The sequence below is a fragment of the Streptomyces siamensis genome (assembly GCF_039543605.1).
Classification (GTDB): Bacteria; Actinomycetota; Actinomycetes; order Streptomycetales; family Streptomycetaceae; genus Streptomyces; species Streptomyces siamensis.
In genome coordinates this window covers 64,045-85,153 of the sequence record NZ_BAABKB010000009.1, presented here as the reverse complement: position 1 = coordinate 85,153, position 21,109 = coordinate 64,045, and the positions used below count along the sequence as shown (strand labels likewise).

Sequence of the window (21,109 nt, the reverse complement as noted above, 5' to 3'; positions counted from 1 at the left end):
CGCGCAAACGACTCGGCGGGTTAACGTACTTGTACGCGCCGACTCCCGGCGTGCGCGAACCGCCGGAAGGGGGGCGCATGTTACGAGGCAGGACGGCCCGGACCCTGTTCACGGCGCTCGCCGCCGTGCTGATCTTCCTGCAACTCCTCGGCCCCGCCGATACGTTCGCGTCCGCGCACAGGGGTGAGACCGTCGCCTGCGCCGAGACCGAGCATCCGCACAAGGCCACTCCGGCCCCCGGTGCCCGTCGGCACGCCCGCGACGAGGACCTCGTACCCGAACCGCCGTCGCACCCCCTGCCGGTGGACGGCCCCGCGGCCGGGCACTCCTTCGTCCCGGGCGCCGCCTCGCACCCCCGCACGCCGAGATCCCCGGCCGCGCACTCCCCGGAGGGGCTTCAGGTCTTCCGATGCTGAGCGGAGCGATTCCCCCCACGCTCCGTTGTGCAAGCCGACGCGCCCACAGGGCGCGCCAGGAGGATCCGACATGCAACCCCCCATCGACCATGCCCGCTCCATCGGCCGGCGGCCCGAGGACTTCGCCTCGCCCGCCCACGGCCGGTCCGCGCAGGTGCTGTTCGTCACCTGCTCCGACTCCAGGGTCGTTCCGGCCCTGATCACCGGCGCCCGTCCCGGGCAGCTCCTCGACCCGCACACCGCGGGCGCCATCGTCCCTCCCCCCACTTCGGACCGGCCGACCTACGAGGTCCACACCGATGCCGTACACGCTCAGCGGCCGGACACCGACACCTTCGAGGCGCTGTGCGGCGCACGATGACCTTCCCCCACCTGCGGCAGGACTTCGCCGCGTCGGTCGTCGTGTTCCTGGTCGCCCTGCCCCTGTGCGTGGGTGTCGCCGTCGCCTCCGGCGTACCCGCCGAACTCGGCCTGGTCACCGGCATCGTGGGCGGCCTCGTCACCGGCTCGCTGCGCGGCAGCAGCCTCCAGGTGTCGGGGCCGGCCGCCGGGCTGACCGTCCTGGTCTTCGAGGCCGTACGGGAGTACGGCCTCCCCGTCCTCGGGGTCGTCGTGCTCGCGACGGGCCTGCTCCAACTGCTCATGGGCGCCCTGAAGCTGGGGCGCTGGTTCCGGGCGATCTCGGTCTCCGTCGTCGAAGGCATGCTGGCCGGGATCGGGCTCGTGCTGATCGCCGGCCAGCTCTACTCGATGGCGGGCCTGAAGGCACCGGCGTCCGGGCTCGACAAGATCACCGGGCTGCCGGGGGCGCTGGCGGACGCCGTGCGGAGCACCGAGGCGCTGGTCTCGCTGGGGCTCGGCGCCGGCACCGTGGTCGTCCTGGTGCTGTGGCCCCGGCTGCCGCGGCGCGTACGCGCGGTTCCGGCGGCGCTCGGCGCGGTCGCCCTCGCCACCCTGGCCGTGTCCGTGTTCGGGCTTCCCGTCGCGAGGGTCGAGGTGCACGGTCTGCTGGAGTCGGTCCAGCCGCCGCCGCTCGACGCGTTCGGCGAACTCGGGCGTGTCGGTGTCCTCGGCACGATCCTCGCCTTCACGCTGATCGCGTCGGCCGAGTCCCTGTTCAGCGCGGCGGCCGTGGACCGGCTGCACGACGGGCCGCGGACCCGGTACGACCAGGAGCTGATGGCCCAGGGCGCGGGCAACACGGTCTGCGGGATCCTCGGTGCCCTGCCGATGACCGCGGTGATCGTCCGCAGTTCGGCGAACGTCCGGGCGGGCGCGCGGACCAAGGCCTCCCGCGTCCTGCACGGCGTGTGGCTGCTGTTGTTCGCGGCGCTGCTGCCCGCCGCGCTCGGCGTCATCCCGCTGCCCGCCCTCGCGGGCGTCCTGGTGCACGCGGGCTGGCGGCTGATCCCGCTGCGCGAGATCGCGTCGCTGTGGCGCGAGCACCGGGGCGAGGCGCTGGTCCTCGTCGTCACCGCGGTGTCGATCGTCGCCGTCAGCATGTTCGAGGGAGTCCTCATCGGGATGGCACTCGCCGTGGGCAAGACGGCCTGGGAGGCCTCCCAGGTCCGCCTCGACGTCATAGACAAGGGGGCGGGCCCCGTCCAGGTGTACCTCTCGGGCAACGCGACGTTCCTGCGGCTGCCGAAGATCCTCGACAGCCTGGAGGCGCTGCCGCAGGACCGGCCGGTGGAGCTGGACCTGTCCGGACTGCACCATCTGGACCACGCGTGCCGGACGGCGTTGGAGACCTGGTCGGAGCGGCACAGCGCGGCGGGCGTCGAGCCGGTGAAGATCACGCCAGGGCACTGAACCGCGCACCGGAGCCCGCCCCGCGCGGGCTCCGGCACCGGGCCGGGCCGCCGCACGGCGGCCCGGCCCCACGACGTAAAGTGGACATGTTGGGCATACTCGACGGGTGTGCCGGGCGGCTCGGAAGGGGGTCGTCATGGTCGAAGAACTCGTCGTCGCGTGCGTGGCCACGGCTTCGGCCGGTCTGGTCTACCTCGCCGCGGCGGCCCGGGTCGTCAAGCAGTACGAGCGCGGTGTGGTCTTCCGGCTGGGCAGGCTCGCGGGGAACGTGCGCACGCCGGGATTCACCATGATCGTTCCGGTCGTGGACCGGATGCACAAGGTCAACATGCAGATCGTGACCCTGCCCGTGCCGGCGCAGGAGGGCATCACACGGGACAACGTGACCGTGCGGGTGGACGCGGTCGTCTACTTCAAGGTGGTCGACGCGGCGAACGCGGTCATCCAGGTCGAGGACTACCGGTTCGCGGTCTCGCAGATGGCGCAGACCTCGCTGCGGTCCATCATCGGCAAGAGCGATCTGGACGACCTGCTGTCCAACCGCGAGAAGCTCAACCAGGGTCTGGAGCTGATGATCGACAGCCCCGCGATCGGCTGGGGCGTGCAGATCGACCGTGTGGAGATCAAGGACGTGTCGCTGCCGGAGACGATGAAGCGGTCCATGGCCCGGCAGGCCGAGGCCGACCGCGAGCGCCGCGCCCGGATCATCAACGCGGACGCGGAACTCCAGGCCTCCAGGAAGCTGGCGGAGGCCGCCGGGGTGATGTCCGAGCAGCCCGCGGCGCTCCAGTTGCGGCTGCTGCAGACGGTGGTGGCCGTCGCGGCCGAGAAGAACTCGACGCTCGTGCTCCCGTTCCCGGTGGAGCTCCTCAGGTTCCTGGAGAAGGCGCAGGCGGGGCAGACGGCTCCCGCGGCCCCCGCGGACAAGCTGCCGCGCCCGGCCGGGGACACGGCGCCGGGGCGGTCCGGCGCTCCCGGGGAACTCACCGCCGAGCCCGACGGACGCCGGCCGGCGGCCGCTCCGGACGAACTCCCGCCCGCCGCCGAACCGAGTGGCCTCGGCCTCACCACCGAACCGGACGAACTCGGCCTCACCACCGAACCCGACGAGCTCGAACTCACCGCCGAACCCGACGAGCTCGGACTCGCCGCGGGCCCGGGTGACCCGAAGGATGACCCGGGCGGGATCTTCGGGCGTGACGACCCCGCCGGCCGTGACGTACCGGGCGGCGGATAAATCCGGTGCGGCGCCCCTGCCGCCTTGTTACGGTCGGGACCATGCAGCGTGCCGCGATGAACACGACGACGCCGGAAAGTGTCCCGGCGCGCTGACTGCTGACTGAGTCCGAAGCCCCGGGGCGAGCGCCCCGGGGCTTCGTCGTGCGGGCGCTCGCCTCCCCCGAGCGAGGAGAGCACCGTGCACGACCACCGCCGACTCGGCCGTGAACTGGACCTGTTCGACACCGACCCCCTGATGGGCGCGGGACTGCCGTACTGGCTGCCGGACGGCGCGGCCGTCCGGCACGCCCTGGAGGAATACGTCCGCGACACCGAGCGACGGGCCGGCTACCGGCACGTGTACTCGCCGGTGCTCGGCAAGCGCGAGCTGTACGAGATGTCAGGGCACTGGTCGCACTACAGCGACGACATGTTCCCGCCGATGGACCTGGGCGGCGAGCAGGTCGTCCTGCGGCCGAGCCTGTGCCCCCACCACGCGCTCGTCTACCGCTCCCGCGCGCACAGCTACCGCGAGTTGCCGCTCCGCATGGCCGAGTTGGGCGCCATGTACCGCTCCGAGCCGTCCGGCGTGCTCGGCGGGCTCACCCGCGTCCGGGCGATCCAGCTCAACGACGCGCACATCTTCTGCACCCCGGACCAGGTCGCCGAAGAGGCCGACGCGGCGCTGGGGTTGATCCGCCGGGCCTACGAGGTGATGGGGGTGCGGGCGGCCCGCTTCCGGCTGTCGCTGCCCGGCCCCGGCGGGAAGTACGTCGCCGACCCGGAGCTGTGGCGCCGGTCGGCCGCGGTGCTGCGCGAGGTCCTCGACCGCGCGGAGGTGGCCTACGAGGCCGTCGAGGGCGAGGCCGCGTTCTACGGCCCCAAGATCGACGTCCAGGTCGCGGACCCGGCGGGCCGCGAGTCCACCCTGTCCACCGTGCAGGTCGACTTCCACCAGCCGGAGCGCTTCGGCCTGCACTACACCGGCCCCGACGGCGCGAAGCACCGGCCCGTGATGGTCCACCGCAGTGTCATCGGCAGCCTGGAGCGGGCCGTCGCCCATCTCATCGAGGTGCACGGCGGCGCCTTCCCGGCCTGGCTCGCCCCCACCCAGCTGGTGGCCCTGCCGGTCTCCGACGCCGAGGCCGAGCGGGCCGCGGCACTCGTGCGCCGCTGTCTCGACGAGGGGCTGCGGGCCCAGGTCGCGGGCCCGGAGCAGGGCACCCTGGCGGCGCGGGTGCGTGCTCACCGCCTCGTCCCCTACCAGGCGGTGATCGGCCCCAAGGAGGGCGCCGACGAGATCTCGCTACGGCTGCGCGACGGCCGCCGCCCCGGGACCCGTCAGGTCGGGGAGGTGCTGAGCCGTCTGCGGCGGGTCGTCGACGCCCGAGCGGCCGACCTGCTCGACGAGGCGGCCTGAGCCGCGACGACGCACGGCCGTCCGCGCTTCCACGACGCTCCCGGTCGCCCGGCGGCGTTGCGCGGGCCGTCGTCCCCTCGCACGACACCACCACCGGGGGCCCCTCGGCCCTTCGCACGACACCACCACCGGGAGCCCGCCGGCCCTTCGCGCAGGACCGACGGGCGCGCGGCCGTCACCGGGACGCGTGCGCGGCTCCAGCCGAGTGACTTCACGGCCGCGGGCGCACGACACAGCCCCATAAGGAGCAAATAGTCACATTTACCGAGATAGTTTCATCATGTGACCATTTCAGTACGACAATTCGCCGTGACCTGTGCCGTCGGATGCCTCGGAGCCGCGCTCGCCGCCTGCGGTGGACCCTCCCCCCAGCACGCCGCCCGCCCCGGGCAGTCCGCCTCGGCCGCCGCCGCGCCGTCGAAGCCGCCCACACTCGCACCGGGCCCCGCCGGACTGACCCCCGTCTTCACGAACGGGCCCCGGACCCAGGACAAGACCGTCGCGCTCACCTTCGACGCCGACATGACCGCCGACGAGGGGCCGCGCGCGGAGGCCGGCGAGCGCTTCGACAACCCCCAGCTGATCGACACGCTGCGCGGTTTCAAGGTCCCGGCCACCGTGTTCATGACCGGACGGTGGGCCGAGGAGTATCCGCAGGAGGCCAGGGCCATCGGGCGGGACCCGCTGTTCGAGGTCGCCAACCACTCCTACAGTCACTACGCCTTCACCAGCAACTGCTACGGGCTTCCGACCGTGGGCGAGGCGGACATGCGGGGCGACGTGGAGCGGGCCTACGCCGCCTTCAAGAAGGCCGGGGTGCCCAAGGCGATGCCCTACTTCCGCTTCCCGGGCGGCTGTTACGACCAGCGGGCGCTGCGCGCCCTGAGCGCGGTCGGCGTGACCGCCGTGCAGTGGGACGTGGTGAGCGGTGACGCCTTCGCGACGGACGCGGACGCCGTGGCCCGGCAGGTGCTGGAGGGCGTGAAGCCGGGTTCCGTGGTCGTGATGCACTGCACGCGCAGCGCCGCACCGACCACCGAGCAGGCGCTGCGGACGATCGTCCCCGAACTGCGCAAGCAGGGCTTCCGCTTCGTGAAGGTGTCCGAACTGATCGGGCAGACGGCCGCCGGTCACCGCTGACGGGTCCCGCGAGCCGCGCCCTACCCTGGGGGCATGAGCGACTACTGCGGCACCCAGGCGGACCAGGCCCCCGAGGCTCCCGCGGCCGTCCCCGCGGACGGCCCCCGCGCCGAGTGCGTGCTGTGCCGGAAGCCCACGGAGTACCCGGAGTCGCACAAGGGGATCACGCTGTGCCCGGTCTGCGAGTGGCAGGAGGCGCAGCGCACGGCCTGCTCCGGCTGATCGTCCCCGTCGGCCGCCGGTTCACGGCGACCGGTGGGAGGTGAGCGCGCACGCCACCGCGAGGGCGCCCGCCGTGAGGAGGACCGCGCCCGTCAGGGGCAGCAGCGGCACGGGGACCGTACCGGTCCGTGAGCCCGTGATCAGTCCGGTGAGCGCCGCGTGGGCGGGCGAGCCCGTCAGCACGAGCGCCAGGAGCGCCGCGAGGGGCATCGCGGGGACCGCGCGGCCCGGGGAGCGCAGCAGTGGCCAGGTGGTGAGCGCGCCGACGGCCGTGCCGAGCAGCGCGCACCCGAGGGTCGCGAGCAGCCCGGCGCCGCCCGCCGCGGCCCACGGCACCCGACGGTGATGGTCCACGCCCGTCGGATCGCTGATCACCGTGACGGCCGGCGTGGCCGTCACGCCGAGGACCACGGCCGCCCCGAGCGCGACCGCGAGACAGGCCAGGTGGGGCCGCGCCGGCCCGACGGCCGCCGCGGCGCGGGCGCGCGCCGCCGGGGGCTCGCCGCTCGCGCAGACGCGGACCAGCCAGGCGGCGACGGGCAGCAGCGCGGCGGCCGTGCAGCCGAGCGAGCCGAGGACCGGCTGCCCGCTTGGAACCGATCTTCCGCCTGGCAGACTGGAGGGCGTGAGCAGCGACCCGACCTCCGCGACCCCGGCCTCCGAGGCCGCCCCCGTCTCCCCGGGCTCCGAGGCCTCCGCCGACGAGAGCCCCTTCCGTACCGAGCGCATCGCGCGCGACGAGGCACCGCAGTTCGTGCTGCCCCTGGTCGTGCGGATCGAGAAGGCCGCTCCCCCGGCGCGTACGGATGCCCTGGAGACCGCGGCCCGGGCCGTACTGACGATCCTCGCGGACCGGCGCTCCCTGGACGACGGGGAATGGGCGCAGACGATGCGGGACTGGCAGGACGCCCGGATCCGCAAGGTGGTGCGGCGGGCGCGCGGCGCCGAGTGGCGGCGGGCCGCGGCGCTGCCGGGCATCACGGTGACCGGGAAGTCCGCGGAGGTGCGCGTCTTCCCGCCGGTCCCGCTGGACGGCTGGCCCAAGGACCTGGCCAGGCTCCAGGTCTCCGGCACCGATCTCGACGACCCCGAGCCCCCGGTGGACGCCGGTCCGTCGGCGCCCGTGCTGTGGCTCAACCCCGATCTCGACATGTCGGCCGGCAAGACGATGGCGCAGGCGGGGCACGGCGCCCAACTGGCGTGGTGGGAGCTGTCCGACGAGGAGCGCGCGGCCTGGCGGGACGCCGGTTTCGCGCTCGCTGTGCGCACCGCGGACCCGGACCGCTGGCGCGCGCTCACGTCGTCGGGGCTGCCGCTGGTGCGCGACGCGGGCTTCACGGAGATCGCACCGGGGTCCTGCACGGTGGTCGCGGACCACCCGGCGCTGCGACGCTAGCACCGCGGCCGTGCCCCCAGCGGGGCCCGGGACGGGCCGCGGCCCGCGTGGACGAGCATGTGGAGGTCACGATGACCGGGTCCCGGCCGGACGGCAGGGTCGAACGGGGCAACCGTACGCGGCAGTCGGTGCTGCGCCGCACCGTCGACATCGCCTCGGTCGAAGGGCTGGAGGCGCTGTCCGTCGGCCGTCTGGCGACCGAGCTCGGGCTCAGCAAGAGCGGGGTCTTCGCGCTGTTCGGCTCCAAGCGGGAGCTGCAACTGGCCACGGTGCGGGAGGCGGCCCGCATCTACGTCGAGCAGGTCGTCCGGCCGGCGGCGGACATTCCGGCCGGGATCGCCCGTGTCCGGCGGCTGTGCGAGCTGTGGCTGGCGTACTCCGAGGGCCGGGTCTTCCCGGGCGGCTGCTTCTTCTACGGCGTCATCGCCGAGTTCGACGCCCGGTCGGGGCCGGTGCACGACGCCGTCGCGCGTGCCCAGCGGGACTGGACGGACCATGTGGAGGGCGCCGTCGTCGAGGCCCGCGAGGCCGGTGAGCTCCACGCGGGCACGGATGCCGCCCAACTCGCCTTCGAGCTCATAGCGTTGATGGAGGCCGCGAACGCGGTGTCCGTGCTGCGCGACGAGGCGGACGCGTATCGCAGGGCCCGCGTCGCGATCTCCGCCCGGCTGCGCACGGCGGCGGTCGAGCCGTCGCGGGTGGCCGAACTCTCCTGACCCGTACGGCCGTCGACGCGGCGGACGGCACCGACGGGATGCGCGAAAACAAGTAGCACGACCGTTCGCTCAGTTTTAGGCTCGGGGCATGACCACGACCGGAACGGACATCGTCGAGCTCGACCGGACTGCCGTGCACGAGTCGCTCAGGGTCCTGGCGAGGGCCGGAGCGACGGACTGGGAACGGGACACGCCCTGCACGGGGTGGACCCTGCGCGCACTCGTCGCCCACATGACCGCCCAGCACCGCGGCTTCGCGGCCGCCGCGCGCGGGACGGGACACGAGGAGGCGCACTGGCGGGAGCCCGCGGACACGGACGACCCGGGGCGCACGTACCGGGAGGCGGCGAGCGCGGTGCTCGACGCCTTCGCCGAACCGGACGCCACGGAGCGGGAGTTCGTCCTGCCCGAGCTCGGCGGCACGTTCCCCGGACGGCGGGCCGTCGGCTTCCACCTCATCGACTACGTGGTGCACGCGTGGGACGTGGCCGCCACGCTCGGCGTCGGCCTTGAGCTGCCCGGCGCCGTCCTCGACGCGGCGGTGGCCGTCGCCCGGCGCGTCCCGGCGGACCCGGCGCTCCGGGGGCCGGGCTTCGCCTTCGCGCAGGCCCGCGACGTTCCGGCCGGCGCCGACGCCCTGGACGAGGCGCTGCGGCTGCTGGGCCGCGATCCGGAGGCATGGCCGCTTCCGGGCCGGTGAGCCGGGCGCCGCGCGGGACCGACACCGGCAGCGACAACGCCATCGGCAGCCCGACGACCGGCACCGGTGTCGACGCCGGCGCCGGGAGTCCGACCGGCGGCGACGGCGCGATCGGCACCGGCCGAGCGGACGCCACGGAACGGGACCGGCTGCCCGTCGGCCACCCCGTGGAACCTCAAATGTTGCTCTGAACGTCCTCTGTGACGGATTCGGCCCCGGTTCCCGGGGCCATGACTTCGTCACACCGGGGGACACGGGTCCGTCGTGAGGGGACGACACGCAGCGTCTGGTCGAGACCGTGACGGAGGAGGGGCCATGAAGCAGCTGAGCCGACTGGGGACGGGAATCGGGTGGCGGCCGGAGATCGCCGAGGCCGTGGAGCGGATGCCCGGCATCGACTGGGTCGAGGCCGTCTCGGAGAACCTGTGCCCCGGGCACCTGCCCGAGTCGCTGGTGCGGCTGCGGGAGCGGGGCGTCACGGTCGTGCCGCACGGGGTCTCGCTGGGGCTCGGCGGCGCGGACCGGCCGGACGCCTCCCGTCTGGCCGCGCTCGCCGAGCGGGCCGAGACGCTGGGCTCGCCGCTCGTCACGGAGCACATCGCGTTCGTGCGGGCCGGCGGGCCGCTCACCGCGTCGCAGCCGCTGGAGGCGGGGCACCTGCTGCCGGTCCCACGCACCCGGGACGCGCTGGACGTGCTGTGCGAGAACGTCCGCATCGCGCAGGACGCGCTCCCGGTCCCGCTCGCGGTGGAGAACATCGCCGCGCTGATCTCCTGGCCGGGCGAGGAGATGACCGAGGGCCAGTTCCTCTACGAACTGGCCGACCGCACCGGTGTACGGCTCCTCATCGACGTCGCCAACCTCCACACGAACCACGTCAACCGGGGTGAGGACCCCGCCAAGGCGCTCGACGAACTCCCCGTGGAGGCCATCGCCTACGTCCACGTCGCCGGCGGTTTCGAACGCGACGGCGTCTGGCACGACAGCCACGCCCACCCGGTACCCCGGCCCGTGCTGGACATCCTCGCCGACCTCGCCTCCCGGGTGTCCCCGCCGGGTGTCCTCCTGGAGCGCGACGAGAACTTCCCCGAGCCGGCCGAACTGGAGCGGGAGATCGGGACGATACGGGAGACGCTCGCGAAGGCACCGCGGGCGGACCAGGGCACGACGGGCTCCACCGCGGGCGTGGAGGAACCGGCGAACGGGCCGGTGGGGCCGCCCTCTTCCGGTTCCGGCGGCGACCGGGCGGACGAGGACCCCGCGGCCCGGCAGCGGCTCGCACTGGCGCAGGCCGCGCTGCTGTCCGCGCTCGTCGCCGGGACCCCCGTGCCCGAGGGTTTCGACCGGGTGCGGCTCGGTGTGCAGGCGCGGGCGCTCGCCGCCAAGCGCGCGGACGTGGTGGCGAAGGTGGCCGGGGAGCTGCCGGAGATCCTGGCGCGGGAGTACCGGCCGGCGTTCCTTGCCTACGCCCAGCGGCATCCGATGACCGGGGGCTACCGGCGCGACGCCCTCGACTTCGCCGAGCATCTGCTCCTCGCGGGGCTCCCTGAGGACGCGGCCGCGCGCCGCCGGCTGCGCGACTGGTGGCTGGAGCGCTCGGGTCCCGCCCCGCTGTCGCGACGCCCGGCGGCCCGACTGGCCCGTGCCACCCGCAGGGTGCTGCTGCGCCACTGACCCCTCCGCGCGGCGATCGCACCCGGCTGCCGCGGCGGTCCCGGGGGAGCGCGGGGTGCGGCCGCGCGGCGGACGTGCCGCCGCCCCGAGCCGTGCGCGGGGCGTCGCCGGGTCGGTGGGCAGACGCGCGTCGGCCGGGTGCCGCCGCCGAGTGTGCCGGGATTAACACGCCATCCTGTGAGCCCGCCGCGGACGTCCGGATTCCTCCGCTTCACAGGGGTATGACGTGCGCCCGAACCACCACATCCGTCGCCTTCCGCCCGGCACCCAACCCGAATCTCCCGTACGGCAGTTGGCGTAGCGCCCGCAGTAATATGCCAACTCGCACCCGAAGCGCATTAGCGTGCGGTGCCGCAAGCAGGAGGCACCATGCGATCCATCAGCCGCACCGGACTGATCAGTGGAACCGGGCTCGTCATAGCGGGGCTCACGGCGACGCTCGTCGCCCTGGTCTTTCCGGTCTGGTCGTACGCGGACCGCTCCGGCACCGGCCTGGACGCCCTGAACGCCCAGAGCGTGTCGACCCGGTTCGGGCCCTTGTCGGCGCTGGACCGGGAGTTCATCACCAAGGTGCGGCTGGCCGGGCTGTGGGAGCTGCCCGCCGGTCAGCAGGCGCAGGAGCGCGGCACGACCCAGGCCGTACGGACGGCGGGCGAGCACCTCATCGAGGGCCACACCTTCCTGGACGCGCGGGTCCGCGACGTCGCGGCGCGGCTGAACCTGGAGCTGCCCAACCAGCCCAATCCGCAGCAGCGTCAGTGGCTCGCCACGCTCGACGCTTCGCACGGCACCGAGTACGACCGGCAGTTCGCGAACCTCCTGCGCAAGGCGCACGGCAAGGTCTTCTCCGTGGTCGCCCAGGTCCGCGCGAACACCCGCAACTCGCTGGTGCGCGACCTCGCCGACGACGCGAACACCACGGTGCTCGACCACATCAAGGTCCTGGAGGCGACCGGCTACGTCGACTTCGACGCCCTCGCCGAGGACGCCGCCACCGCGAGCCCGCCGCCGCTCACCAACTCCCCCGCCCCGCCCGGCCCGACGCAGTCCCCGGACTCACCGGCCCCGGTCACTCCGTCCGCGGGGTATTCGCTGCCGCCCGCGGCCTCGCGCCCCAACCCCTCCGCCACCTCCTAGCAGAACCGGCGGAGCGGAACGTCACATACTCACAACACTCCGTCCACATAGTGAACAAACCATGGCGCCCGCGCGGCCGTTCGCATAGAAAAACGCCATGTTCTGGGTCCTTCTCCTGCTCCTGGCCTGGGTCGCGGCCGGCACCTCGTGCACCCGGCTGTGCCTGGCCGCCGTCCGCGCGGCGGCGGCCGACGCGAACGCGGCGCGCGGTCACGATCTGACGCTCTACGAGGCCGCGTTCCTGTCGGGCGGCCCGGCCCGGGTCGCCGATCTGACACTGGTGTCCATGGCCCGTCAGCGGCGCCTGCTGCTCGCGCACACCGGGTGGGCGACCGTCGTGGACCCGCGGGGACGCGACGAGATGGAGTGCTCCGTCATCGGAGCCATCGGCCCGGAGGGCCAGTCCCGGATAGCCCCGGTGCGCGCGGCCGCCGCGGCCGCGGACTCGGTGCGCCGCCTCGCCGACCGTCTGGTCGCCGCGGGTCTCGCCGTGCCCGACGGTGCCCGCACCACCGTCGCCGGAGCCGTCCGCCAGGTCCAGGCCGCGCTGGTCGCCGTCCTGGTGCTGGGCGCCGTGGCCCTGCTGCTGCCCGCCCAGAGCACCGGCAACGACGTACCGGTCGCCGTCTGGTTCGCACTCCCGCTGATCCTCACACTGAGCTGCCTCGCCATAGCGAGGATCGAGGTGCACCCCTACACGCGCTGGGCCTCCCCCGCCGGACAGCGCCTGCTCGGCACCCTCGCCCGGCACACCGACGCCACCGGCGACGACCGTACGTACCTCACCTCCGTGGCCGTACGCGGCATCCGCGCGATCGGCGAGCCCGACCTGCGGGCCGCCCTCACGCACCGCGACCGCGGCCCGAGCGTCTGACGGGTGCCCACCGCCGTCCCCCCGGAGCCGGCGAGGAGCTCGCGAAGGGGCTGAGGGGCGCCCCCGGGGGCGCATCGGGGTCATTGGGGCCGACACCGGCGGCCGGTGCTTTACTTCCCCAACCCGCAAACGAAACATCCCCTTTGTCGCTGCCACGCGCTGAAGGGATGCCCGATGAGAGCCGCCGTCCTCTACGGAACCGCAGGGTCCGTACTCCTGACCGCCCTCGTCGGCGCCCCGGCAGCGGGAGGTGCGCCGGCCGGGCGGACCGCGGCCGGCTCCGCGGAGACGCGCGGCACCGCGGTCGCCGCCCAGCGTGCCGCCGCCGCGGGCATCCGCTTCGGCAGGTGCGCCGAGGAACAGGGCCTGCCCGGCGGCATCCAGTGCGGCACGGTCACCGTGCCCCTCGACTACGCCCACCCCGACGGCAAGAAGATCAAGCTGACCGTCAGCCGGGCCCGGGCCACCGGCAAGGACGCGAAGAACTCCAAGCGCAAGGTGCCGCGGCAGGGCGCCCTCGTCTACAACCCCGGCGGCCCCGGCGCGTCCAGCATGTACTTCCCGCTGATCGGCTCCCTGCCCGACTGGCAGCGCGTCGCGGCGTCCTACGACCTGGTCGGCTACGCACCCCGCGGCGTCGAACGCTCCGCCCCGCTGTCCTGCGAGGACCCGAAGCAGTTCGTCAAGGCTCCCTCACTGGCGCCCACGTTCCCCTCGGAGTCGTACAAGAAGGAGCGCATCGCGGAGGCGAAGGCGTACGCACAGGGCTGCGCCCGGCGTTCGGGCAGCGGCCTGCGCCACTACACCTCGCTCAACAACGCCCGCGACCTGGACGTGCTGCGCGCCGCGCTCGGCGAGCCGAAGCTGACCTACATGGGGGCCTCGTACGGAACGTACTTCGGTGCCCTCTACGCGACGCTCTTCCCCTCGCACGTCCGCCGGATGGTCTTCGACTCGGTGGTGAACCCCGCCCCCGGCAAGATCTGGTACCGGAACAACCTCGACCAGTCGGCCGCGTTCGAGGCCCGCTGGACGGACTTCCGGACCTGGATCGCCAAGCACGACGACGTCTACGGGCTCGGCGCCACGCCCGCGGAGGTGCTGAACAGCTACGAGAAGGCGCGCGCGCAGCTCGCCGCGCAGCCCGCGGGCGGCAAGGTGGGGCCGGCGCAGCTGCAGGGCGCGTTCCTGGAGGCCGGGTACTTCGACGACTACTGGCCGCAGCGCGCCCTGGCCCTGTCGGCGTACCTGAAGGGCGACCCGAAGCCGCTGATCGAGGCGGCGGGCCCGCACCCGGAGGCGGCCGCCGAGCAGGAGAACGGCAACGCGGTCTACACGGCGGTCGAGTGCAACGACGCGCCCTGGCCGACCGACTGGCGCACCTGGGACCGCGACAACACACGCCTCGCGCGGGTGGCGCCGTTCGAGACCTGGGACAACGTGTGGATGAACCTGCCCTGCGCCTACTGGCCGGTGCCGCGGCAGAAGCCGCTGGAGGTGCGGACGCTGCCCGGGGAGCTGCCGCCGACCCTGATCCTGGCCGCGGAACGGGACGCGGCGACGCCGTACGAGGGGGCGCTGGAGCTGCGCCGCAGGCTGTCCGGATCGGTGCTCGTGACGGAGCGCGACGCGGGCACGCACGGTGTCGCGGGCGGCGCCAACCGGTGCGTCAACGGTCATCTGGAGGCATATCTGCTGACGGGCCGGCTGCCGGAGCGGCACGCGGAGTGCGCGCCGCACGCGGAACCGAAGCCGTCGGAGCGGAAGTCCGCCGGGCAGGGCGGTCACGCGAAGGGCCCGCGGGACGCGCAGCACCCCGCCGGCCCCGCGCGCTCCGACGCGCGGGAGGCCGCCCGGCAGGCCCCCTGATCAGGCCAGACCCGCGACCAGCTCGGCGATGTCCTTGCGACGGCCGGTGTAGAACGGGATCTCCTCACGGACGTGCATCCGCGCCTCGGAGGCACGCAGGTGACGCATGAGGTCGACGATGCGGTACAGCTCGTCGGCCTCGAAGGCGAGGATCCACTCGTAGTCGCCGAGGGAGAACGAGGCGACCGTGTTGGCCCGTACGTCCGGGTAGCCGCGGGCCATCTTGCCGTGGTCGGCGAGCATGCGGCGGCGGTCCTCGTCGGGCAGCAGGTACCAGTCGTAGGAGCGCACGAAGGGGTAGACGCTGACGTAGTCGCGCGGCGTCTCGTCGGCGAGGAACGCCGGGATGTGCGAGCGGTTGAACTCGGCGGGCCGGTGCAGCGCCATGTTCGACCAGACCGGCTCCAGCGCGCGCCCCAGCCTGGTGCGGCGGAAGAGGTTGTACGCCTCCTGCAGCTGGTCGGCGGTCTCCGCGTGCCACCAGATCATGAGGTCGGCGTCGGCACGCAGGCCGGAGAGGTCGTACGTGCCGCGGATCGTCACGTCCTTCGCGGCGAGCTGGTCGAACAGCTCCTGGACCTCGTCGGCGTAGCCCGCGCGGTCCTCGGGCAGCACGTCCTTCAGCTTGAAGACGGACCACAGCGTGTAGCGGATGACCTCGTTGAGGTCCTTGGCCAGCTTGCCCTTGTTCGGGATCCTGCCGGGCTCGGTGGTGGGGGCGTCGTCACTCATGTGCCTATTCTCCCGCTCCGCCGTGCAGGCTCTGCACCGGGTTCGCCCTGAGCGCGTCCAGACCGGCGCGGTCGCCGCCGAGCTGGTCCACGGCCGCGTACGCGCTCGCGATGCAGGCCGGGATGCCGACGCCGTCGTAGGCCGCGCCGCACACGGCGAGGCCGGGGAGCTTGCCGATGTGCTCGCGGACGCGGGCCACGCGCGCGTGGTGCCCGACCGGGTACTGCGGCAGTCCGTCGTCCCATCGCGTCACCCGCGTCGCCACCGGCTCGGCGGCGAGGCCGATCGCCTCCCGCAGGTCGTGCCGGGAGACCCGCACGAGGTCGGCGTCGTCCCGGCCGAGCACCTCCGTCTCGCCGTACCGCCCGACGGAGGTGCGCAGAACGAGCAGATCCGGGTCGTCCTCGCCGATCCAGCCCCACTTCTGGGACGCGAAGGTGGACGCCTTGATGGTGTGCCCGTCGACCGGCGGGACGAGGAAGCCGCTGCCCTCGGGGAGGGCGGCGTCCCGGCGGCGGTAGGCGAGGGTGACGAGCGCCATGGAGGCGTACTCCACGGCTGCCAGTTCCGACGCGGCGGCGGGTGCCTCGGCGCGCAGCAGGGCGGCGGCGGGCGCGGCGGGCAGCGCGACCACGACGGCGTCGGCGTGCAGCACGCGGTCTCCGGCGACGACCCGCCAGCCGGCGTGCGGCCCGCCGGCCGTGGCCCCGTCCGCTGCGCCGCCGACCCGGCGCAGCTCCGACACGGCGGCCCGGGTGACGACCTCGCCGCCACGTGCGCGCACCGACTCGGCGACCGCCAGGGGTAGTTGCCCCACGCCGCCCTCGACGCCCATGAACACCGGTCCGGTCTGCTGCGCCGCGGCGGCCTCGGCCTGGATGTCGCGGACGGCTTCCGTGAGGGAGGTGTGGGTGCGGGCGGCGGCGTAGAGCTGGGGCACGGCCAGGCGCATCGAGATGCGGTACGCGTCGCCCGCGTAGACCCCGCCGAGGAGGGGTTCGACCAGGCGGTCGACGACCTCCCGGCCGAGGCGGGCCGCCACGTACTCACCCACCGCCACGTCGTCGCCGACCTCGGTGCGGGGCAGGTCGGCGTCGCGTCCGATGCGGCGCAGGCCCTCCTCCGACAGGATGCCGGCGAGCGCGGACGCGGTGCCGGGGACGCCCATCACGTGTCCCTTGGGCATCGGGCGCAGGGTGCCGCGGTTCCACAGGGACGCCGTCGCGGTGGCGGGCGGCCGGAGGCGGTCGGCGAGGCCGGTCACGCGGGCGAGGGACACGGCCTCGGGGCGGCGCGCGAGCATCGACTCGGCGCCCAGATCCACCCGGACGCCGGCGATCTCACCGGGCAGCAGCTTCCCGCCCACGCGGTCCGAGGCCTCCAGGACGGTGACCCGCGCGCCGCGGTCCAGCAGGCGGTGGGCGGCGGCCAGACCCGCGATCCCGCCGCCGACGACCACGACATGTCCCGAACCCGTACGAGTGTCCTCTTCGCGCATGCCTCCACCCTCTCAGACCGCGCCGACGCCGCCCGCCGCGCCTCCGGTGTCCGGCGCGAGTCCTGACCGTGACCGCATCGGGACCGGCCGGGCCCAACGTCCCTGCCCGGTCGTGCGTCGAAGGAGCGTCAGTCGAGTCGACACGACCCTCGGGGGTAGGCCCACATGCGCATACGAAGCTCCGCACGACCCGCCCAGGTCCTGGTCGGGGTGCTCCTCGCGTCCGCGCTCGCCCTGGCGGGATGCAGCGGCGCCGACGACTCGGCGGACAAGGCCGGCGGTGGCGCCGCCGCCGACGACAAGGCCGCCGCCCAGCAGGCCCGGCAGGAGGAGTCGGGCGCCACGGGTCGCGGCGGCTCGAACGGATCCAGGGCCACGGCGCCGCCCAAGGTGAGCGCGAGCCACATCATCCGCACCGCCTCCCTGACCGTGCAGGTCAAGGACGTGCCCAAGGCCCTCGACGACGCCCGTGCCACGGCGGAGGACGCGGGCGGCTACGTCGGCAACGAGACCACGAACCGCGACGGCCGGGGCCACGAGCGCACGCGCGTCGTCCTGCGTGTGCCCACCGACCGGTACGAGCAGGTGCTCGCCGACCTGGAGGGCACGGGCAAGGTCGTCGAACGGACCGCCAAGGCGCAGGACGTCACCGACCAGGTCGTGGACGTGGAGAGCCGCATCAAGTCCCAGCGCGCCAGCGTGGCGCGGGTCCGGGAGCTGATGGACAAGGCGACCAAGCTCAGTGACGTGGTGACCCTGGAGGGGGAGTTGAGCAGCCGCGAGTCCGACCTGGAGGCGCTGCTCGCCCGGCAGGCGTCCTTGAAGGACCGCACCGGTCTGGCCACGATCACGCTCTCGCTGTCCGAGACGCCGGTGAAGAAGGCCGAGAAGAAGGACGAGGACCCGGGCTTCGTGGACGCGCTCACCGGCGGCTGGCACGTGCTGGTCACGATGCTGCGCTGGATCACCCTGGCGTTCGGGGCGGTGCTGCCCTTCGCGGTGGGCCTGGCGCTGATCGTCCTGGTGTGGGTGCGCCTGGTGCGGCCCCGGCTGCCGCGCCGCACCGCCACGCACCCGACCCCGGCGGCGGGCGCCGGATCCCTGCCCGTGGCACGTCCGGTGGGTGCCGACGGCTCGGCGAAGGGTGGCGAGGAGGACTGAAATGCCCGGCCCCCGTAGCGTGTTCGCATGGACATGAGCCGTACGAGCAGCAGTGGCGGGGCCCGGGAACGACTGGTCGTGATCGGCGGTGACGCGGCGGGCATGTCCGCCGCGTCGCAGGCACGCCGGCTGCGGGGACCCGACGAGTTGGAGATCGTGGCGTTCGAGCGCGGCCACTTCACCTCCTACTCGGCGTGCGGCATCCCGTACTGGGTGGGCGGCGACGTCTCCGAGCGGGACCAACTGATCGCGCGGACGCCCGAGGAGCACCGGGAGCGCGCCATCGATCTGCGGATGCGCACGGAGGTCGTGGAGATCGACGTCGCGGGCGCCCGGGTGCGCTCCCGGGACCTCGACAGCGGGGCCGAGGAGTGGACGGCGTACGACAAGCTCGTGATCGCGACCGGCGCGCGTCCGGTCCGCCCCGACCTGCCCGGCATGGACGCGCCGGGCGTGCACGGGGTGCAGACGCTCGACGACGGCCAGGCCCTGCTGGACACGCTGGCCGGCACAAAGGGCCGGCGGGCGGTCGTCGTCGGCGCGGGTTACATCGGCGTGGAGATGGCCGAGGCGCTCATCAACCGCGGCTACGAGGTCACGGTCGTCAATCGCGGCAAGGAACCCATGTCCACGCTCGACCCCGACATGGGCCGCCTCGTGCACACGGCCATGGAGGGCCTGGGCATCACCATGGTCGACGACGCGGAGGTCACCAAGGTGCTCACCGGTGACGACGGTCGGGTGCGCGCGGTCGCCACCGAGGACGCCGAGTACCCGGCGGACGTGGTCGTGCTGGGCATCGGCGTACGTCCCGAGACGACCCTGGCCGAGGCCGCCGGGCTGCCGCTCGGCGAGCACGGCGGGCTGCTCACGGACCTGGCGATGCGGGTGCGCGGCCACACGGACATCTGGGCCGGCGGCGACTGCGTCGAGGTGCTCGACCTGGTCTCCGGACGCGAACGGCACATCGCGCTGGGCACGCACGCCAACAAGCACGGGCAGGTCATCGGCTCCAACGTGGGCGGCGGGTACGCCACCTTCCCGGGTGTCGTCGGTACGGCGGTGAGCAAGGTGTGCGACCTGGAGATCGCCCGCACCGGCCTGCGCGAGAAGGACGCCCTCCGTGCGGGCCTGCGGTTCGAGACCGTGACCATCGAGTCCACGAGCCGTGCGGGCTACTACCCGGGGGCCGCACTCATGACCGTGAAGATGCTCGCCGAGCGTCGCACCGGGCGCCTGCTGGGCGTGCAGATCGTGGGCCGTGAGGGTGCGGCGAAACGCGTCGACATCGCGGCGGTGGCGCTGACCGCGGGCATGACGGTGGAACAGATGACGGCCCTCGACCTCGGCTACGCACCGCCCTTCTCCCCCGTCTGGGACCCCATCCTGGTAGCAGCCCGCAAGGCGGTCACAGCCGTACGCAACAACACCCGATAGTCCCGAGCCGAGGATCGCCAGGAACCGCGCGCCCAGCCACGACGCACCCGCACAGGCACACAGACGCCAGCCCCTCAGGGGCGCGAGGAACGGCGCGCCCAGCCACAATCCGCCCCGCGGTCCACAACGAACCGGACCCCCGCGGCGCGGACTGACGCACCCGCACAGCCACACAGAGGCCAGCCCCCAGGGGCGCGAGGAACGGCGCGCCCAGCCACAATCCGCCCCGCGGTCCACAACGGACCCCACCCCCCGCGGCGCGGGGCTCGCAAGCCCAGCCACCGACAACCCGCGGTCCCGTACGGACGCCAGGCCCCGCCCGCCGCCCCGCCCCGCGACCCGACGCGCCGCGCCTACGCGGACTCGTGCCCCGCACCCCCGTTGATCCGGTCGATGGCCTGCCGAGCCTGCTCCGCAGGCGGCCTCGCGGGCAGCGAGGAAATGGACGCGGACGGCACCGTGGACGACGAGACGGAGGCCGGCGCGCCGACCGCGGGCGGCGACTGCGCGGGCTTCGCGTGCGCAGCGGGCCTGCTGCTGCGCAACCGGTGGCTGACGGCCTCGTCGAGCGTCACCGGACGCTGCATCCGCGCCGCGAGCCGACCCGCCTCCTGGCCGAGTGCGGCGACGTCCTCCCACGGCAGGTGCAGCACCAGGGCGATCTCCGCCTCACCGTCGGGCAGGGCGTGCATCGCAGGAGCAACTCGGTCGTTCATCGCCTGTGTCCTCACGTCTTCCGCGTGTCACGTCTGCACCGCGCCGCGGGCGGTTGAGGAGACATACGGACGAGAACACGGTGGCGTTCAGCCAGGACGCCCCGGAGGCGCGCATTCGAGGTTCGCATCCAGGGCACTAGTTCCTTGTGGTCATCCCCGTCCATGACGTGAACCCGGTGCGCCGCACGCCGTATGTGACGTACGCGCTGATCGCCGCCGACGTCCTCGTGTTCCTCTACACTCCCGGCCTGGCCGGCTCGGCGGCGGGGGACAGCGGACTGTCGCGGCTGTGCCATCTCCAGGCGTTCCTGGACCACTACGCCGCGGTGCCACAGGAGTTGATCCATCATCAGATGCAGCGGCTGGTGCCGACGGGGCAGACCGGTGCCGGGCCGCACGGCGTGGGCTGTGTGGTGGCTCCGCCGGACTACGACAAGTCGCCGCCGTTGTCGGTGTTCACGGCGATGTTCCTGCACGGAGGCTGGCTGCACCTGCTGGGCAACATGCTGTTCCTGCTGATCTTCGGCAACAACATCGAGGACCGCCTCGGCCATGTCCGCTTCGCGCTGTTCTACGTGGCCTGCGGCTATGCGGCGGCCTACGGCTTCGCGCTGCTCAACGACGCATCGGGCGACCCCCTGATCGGCGCCTCGGGAGCGATCGCCGGGGTCCTCGGGGCCTATCTGGTGCTCTATCCGAGAGCCAGGGTCTGGGTCCTCGTCCCGTTCCTGGTCTTCCTGCCGCTGCGTCTGCCGGCCTGGCTCGTGCTGGGCTTCTGGTTCGTGCTCCAGGCGGTGTACTCGTCCGGGAGCGGCGTCTCGACGGCGGGAACGGTCGCGTACGCCGCCCACGTGGTCGGCTTCCTCACCGGCATGCTGCTCGCCTGGCCGCTGCGTCCCGGCACACCGCCGCCGCCCGAACCGCGCCGCCTGCTGTGGGGCAGGCGGGCGCGGCACAGCTGGTGAGGCGGC

The 21,109-nt window shown here is 73.7% G+C and carries 20 protein-coding genes and 2 pseudogenes; 18 read left to right on the top strand and 4 right to left on the bottom strand.

Going from position 1 to position 21,109, the window contains the following annotated elements:
- The first annotated feature begins 77 nt into the window (after window positions 1-77).
- The 7 genes and pseudogenes from ABEB03_RS16275 to ABEB03_RS16245 all read left to right on the top strand — a co-directional run bounded on the left by ABEB03_RS16275 (window position 78) and on the right by ABEB03_RS16245 (window position 6,228).
- The gene (locus ABEB03_RS16275; RefSeq protein WP_345648550.1) at window positions 78-416 is read left to right on the top strand and encodes a hypothetical protein; all 339 of its coding nucleotides are present in this window, start codon (window positions 78-80) and stop codon (window positions 414-416) included.
- Between the two features lie 70 nt (window positions 417-486).
- Window positions 487-714 (top strand): annotated as a pseudogene (locus tag ABEB03_RS16270) (carbonic anhydrase); the annotation flags it as partial.
- A gap of 59 nt (window positions 715-773) precedes the next feature.
- Window positions 774-2,228: a SulP family inorganic anion transporter gene (locus ABEB03_RS16265; protein ID WP_345648548.1), complete on the top strand. Its 1,455-nt coding sequence runs from the start codon at window positions 774-776 to the stop codon at window positions 2,226-2,228.
- A gap of 136 nt (window positions 2,229-2,364) precedes the next feature.
- On the top strand, window positions 2,365-3,465 hold the full coding sequence (locus tag ABEB03_RS16260; RefSeq protein WP_345648543.1) for an SPFH domain-containing protein: 1,101 nt from the start codon (window positions 2,365-2,367) through the stop codon (window positions 3,463-3,465).
- 180 nt (window positions 3,466-3,645) lie between these two features.
- Window positions 3,646-4,866 carry a threonine--tRNA ligase gene (gene thrS / locus ABEB03_RS16255; RefSeq protein WP_345648539.1) on the top strand — a complete coding sequence of 407 codons (1,221 nt, stop codon included), beginning with the start codon at window positions 3,646-3,648 and terminating at the stop codon, window positions 4,864-4,866.
- 282 nt (window positions 4,867-5,148) lie between these two features.
- Window positions 5,149-6,006, top strand: coding sequence for a polysaccharide deacetylase family protein (locus ABEB03_RS16250; RefSeq protein ID WP_345648536.1), 858 nt, complete (start codon window positions 5,149-5,151; stop codon window positions 6,004-6,006).
- Between the two features lie 33 nt (window positions 6,007-6,039).
- Window positions 6,040-6,228, top strand: coding sequence for a hypothetical protein (locus ABEB03_RS16245; RefSeq protein ID WP_345648533.1), 189 nt, complete (start codon window positions 6,040-6,042; stop codon window positions 6,226-6,228).
- A 21-nt stretch (window positions 6,229-6,249) separates the two neighbouring features.
- Here the strand turns inward: ABEB03_RS16245 and ABEB03_RS16240 are convergent.
- A pseudogene (locus ABEB03_RS16240) lies at window positions 6,250-6,834 on the bottom strand (ABC transporter); the annotation flags it as partial.
- Window positions 6,835-6,853: 19 nt separating this feature from the next.
- On the opposite strand from ABEB03_RS16240, the gene ABEB03_RS16235 reads away from it, so the two are divergent.
- From ABEB03_RS16235 to ABEB03_RS16200, 8 genes are all read left to right on the top strand, one after another.
- A complete protein-coding gene (locus tag ABEB03_RS16235; RefSeq protein ID WP_425589245.1) occupies window positions 6,854-7,624 on the top strand; it encodes an aminoacyl-tRNA hydrolase in 771 nt (256 codons plus the stop codon).
- 71 nt (window positions 7,625-7,695) lie between these two features.
- Complete coding sequence (locus ABEB03_RS16230; protein WP_345648530.1) at window positions 7,696-8,340, top strand: TetR/AcrR family transcriptional regulator; 645 nt, start codon at window positions 7,696-7,698, stop codon at window positions 8,338-8,340.
- An 88-nt stretch (window positions 8,341-8,428) separates the two neighbouring features.
- Window positions 8,429-9,040: a TIGR03086 family metal-binding protein gene (locus tag ABEB03_RS16225; RefSeq protein ID WP_345648527.1), complete on the top strand. Its 612-nt coding sequence runs from the start codon at window positions 8,429-8,431 to the stop codon at window positions 9,038-9,040.
- Complete coding sequence (locus ABEB03_RS16220) at window positions 9,019-9,231, top strand: hypothetical protein (RefSeq protein WP_345648525.1); 213 nt, start codon at window positions 9,019-9,021, stop codon at window positions 9,229-9,231. Before ABEB03_RS16225 ends, ABEB03_RS16220 begins: the two co-directional genes overlap by 22 nt.
- 124 nt (window positions 9,232-9,355) lie before the next feature.
- Window positions 9,356-10,714, top strand: a complete 1,359-nt coding sequence (locus ABEB03_RS16215) for an MbnB/TglH/ChrH family RiPP precursor modification enzyme (protein WP_345648522.1) — start codon at window positions 9,356-9,358, stop codon at window positions 10,712-10,714.
- Between the two features lie 369 nt (window positions 10,715-11,083).
- The gene (locus ABEB03_RS16210; RefSeq protein WP_345648519.1) at window positions 11,084-11,851 is read left to right on the top strand and encodes a DUF4142 domain-containing protein; all 768 of its coding nucleotides are present in this window, start codon (window positions 11,084-11,086) and stop codon (window positions 11,849-11,851) included.
- A gap of 97 nt (window positions 11,852-11,948) precedes the next feature.
- Window positions 11,949-12,725 carry a TIGR04222 domain-containing membrane protein gene (locus ABEB03_RS16205; RefSeq protein WP_345648516.1) on the top strand — a complete coding sequence of 259 codons (777 nt, stop codon included), beginning with the start codon at window positions 11,949-11,951 and terminating at the stop codon, window positions 12,723-12,725.
- A gap of 174 nt (window positions 12,726-12,899) precedes the next feature.
- Window positions 12,900-14,594 carry an alpha/beta hydrolase gene (locus tag ABEB03_RS16200; protein ID WP_345648513.1) on the top strand — a complete coding sequence of 565 codons (1,695 nt, stop codon included), beginning with the start codon at window positions 12,900-12,902 and terminating at the stop codon, window positions 14,592-14,594.
- On the opposite strand, the gene hemQ is transcribed toward ABEB03_RS16200, so the two are convergent.
- Both hemQ and hemG read right to left on the bottom strand, forming a co-directional pair.
- Window positions 14,595-15,326 (bottom strand): hydrogen peroxide-dependent heme synthase, encoded by a 732-nt coding sequence (hemQ, locus tag ABEB03_RS16195; RefSeq protein ID WP_345648510.1) that lies wholly within the window; start codon window positions 15,324-15,326, stop codon window positions 14,595-14,597.
- A gap of 4 nt (window positions 15,327-15,330) precedes the next feature.
- Complete coding sequence (hemG, locus tag ABEB03_RS16190; RefSeq protein WP_345648506.1) at window positions 15,331-16,824, bottom strand: protoporphyrinogen oxidase; 1,494 nt, start codon at window positions 16,822-16,824, stop codon at window positions 15,331-15,333.
- A gap of 165 nt (window positions 16,825-16,989) precedes the next feature.
- Between hemG and ABEB03_RS16185 the strand changes: the two genes are divergently transcribed.
- Window positions 16,990-17,985, top strand: a complete 996-nt coding sequence (locus ABEB03_RS16185; protein ID WP_345648502.1) for a DUF4349 domain-containing protein — start codon at window positions 16,990-16,992, stop codon at window positions 17,983-17,985.
- A 27-nt stretch (window positions 17,986-18,012) separates the two neighbouring features.
- Window positions 18,013-19,422, top strand: coding sequence for an FAD-dependent oxidoreductase (locus ABEB03_RS16180; RefSeq protein WP_345648499.1), 1,410 nt, complete (start codon window positions 18,013-18,015; stop codon window positions 19,420-19,422).
- Between the two features lie 353 nt (window positions 19,423-19,775).
- On the opposite strand, the gene ABEB03_RS16175 is transcribed toward ABEB03_RS16180, so the two are convergent.
- On the bottom strand, window positions 19,776-20,138 hold the full coding sequence (locus ABEB03_RS16175; RefSeq protein WP_345648496.1) for a hypothetical protein: 363 nt from the start codon (window positions 20,136-20,138) through the stop codon (window positions 19,776-19,778).
- 146 nt (window positions 20,139-20,284) lie between these two features.
- Between ABEB03_RS16175 and ABEB03_RS16170 the strand changes: the two genes are divergently transcribed.
- Complete coding sequence (locus tag ABEB03_RS16170; protein WP_345648493.1) at window positions 20,285-21,103, top strand: rhomboid family intramembrane serine protease; 819 nt, start codon at window positions 20,285-20,287, stop codon at window positions 21,101-21,103.
- Window positions 21,104-21,109 lie beyond the last annotated feature (6 nt).

Bases quoted from the DNA above. Each gene is read 5' to 3' on its own strand.
- ABEB03_RS16275 (WP_345648550.1), top strand. From the start codon at position 78: ATGTTACGAGGCAGGACGGCCCGGACCCTGTTCACGGCGCTCGCCGCC.
- ABEB03_RS16265 (WP_345648548.1), top strand. From the start codon at position 774: ATGACCTTCCCCCACCTGCGGCAGGACTTCGCCGCGTCGGTCGTCGTG.
- ABEB03_RS16260 (WP_345648543.1), top strand. From the start codon at position 2,365: ATGGTCGAAGAACTCGTCGTCGCGTGCGTGGCCACGGCTTCGGCCGGT.
- ABEB03_RS16245 (WP_345648533.1), top strand. From the start codon at position 6,040: ATGAGCGACTACTGCGGCACCCAGGCGGACCAGGCCCCCGAGGCTCCC.
- ABEB03_RS16230 (WP_345648530.1), top strand. From the start codon at position 7,696: ATGACCGGGTCCCGGCCGGACGGCAGGGTCGAACGGGGCAACCGTACG.
- ABEB03_RS16225 (WP_345648527.1), top strand. From the start codon at position 8,429: ATGACCACGACCGGAACGGACATCGTCGAGCTCGACCGGACTGCCGTG.
- ABEB03_RS16220 (WP_345648525.1), top strand. From the start codon at position 9,019: ATGGCCGCTTCCGGGCCGGTGAGCCGGGCGCCGCGCGGGACCGACACC.
- ABEB03_RS16215 (WP_345648522.1), top strand. From the start codon at position 9,356: ATGAAGCAGCTGAGCCGACTGGGGACGGGAATCGGGTGGCGGCCGGAG.
- ABEB03_RS16210 (WP_345648519.1), top strand. From the start codon at position 11,084: ATGCGATCCATCAGCCGCACCGGACTGATCAGTGGAACCGGGCTCGTC.
- ABEB03_RS16205 (WP_345648516.1), top strand. From the start codon at position 11,949: ATGTTCTGGGTCCTTCTCCTGCTCCTGGCCTGGGTCGCGGCCGGCACC.
- ABEB03_RS16200 (WP_345648513.1), top strand. From the start codon at position 12,900: ATGAGAGCCGCCGTCCTCTACGGAACCGCAGGGTCCGTACTCCTGACC.
- hemQ (WP_345648510.1), bottom strand. From the start codon at position 15,326: ATGAGTGACGACGCCCCCACCACCGAGCCCGGCAGGATCCCGAACAAG.
- hemG (WP_345648506.1), bottom strand. From the start codon at position 16,824: ATGCGCGAAGAGGACACTCGTACGGGTTCGGGACATGTCGTGGTCGTC.
- ABEB03_RS16185 (WP_345648502.1), top strand. From the start codon at position 16,990: ATGCGCATACGAAGCTCCGCACGACCCGCCCAGGTCCTGGTCGGGGTG.
- ABEB03_RS16180 (WP_345648499.1), top strand. From the start codon at position 18,013: ATGGACATGAGCCGTACGAGCAGCAGTGGCGGGGCCCGGGAACGACTG.
- ABEB03_RS16175 (WP_345648496.1), bottom strand. From the start codon at position 20,138: ATGAACGACCGAGTTGCTCCTGCGATGCACGCCCTGCCCGACGGTGAG.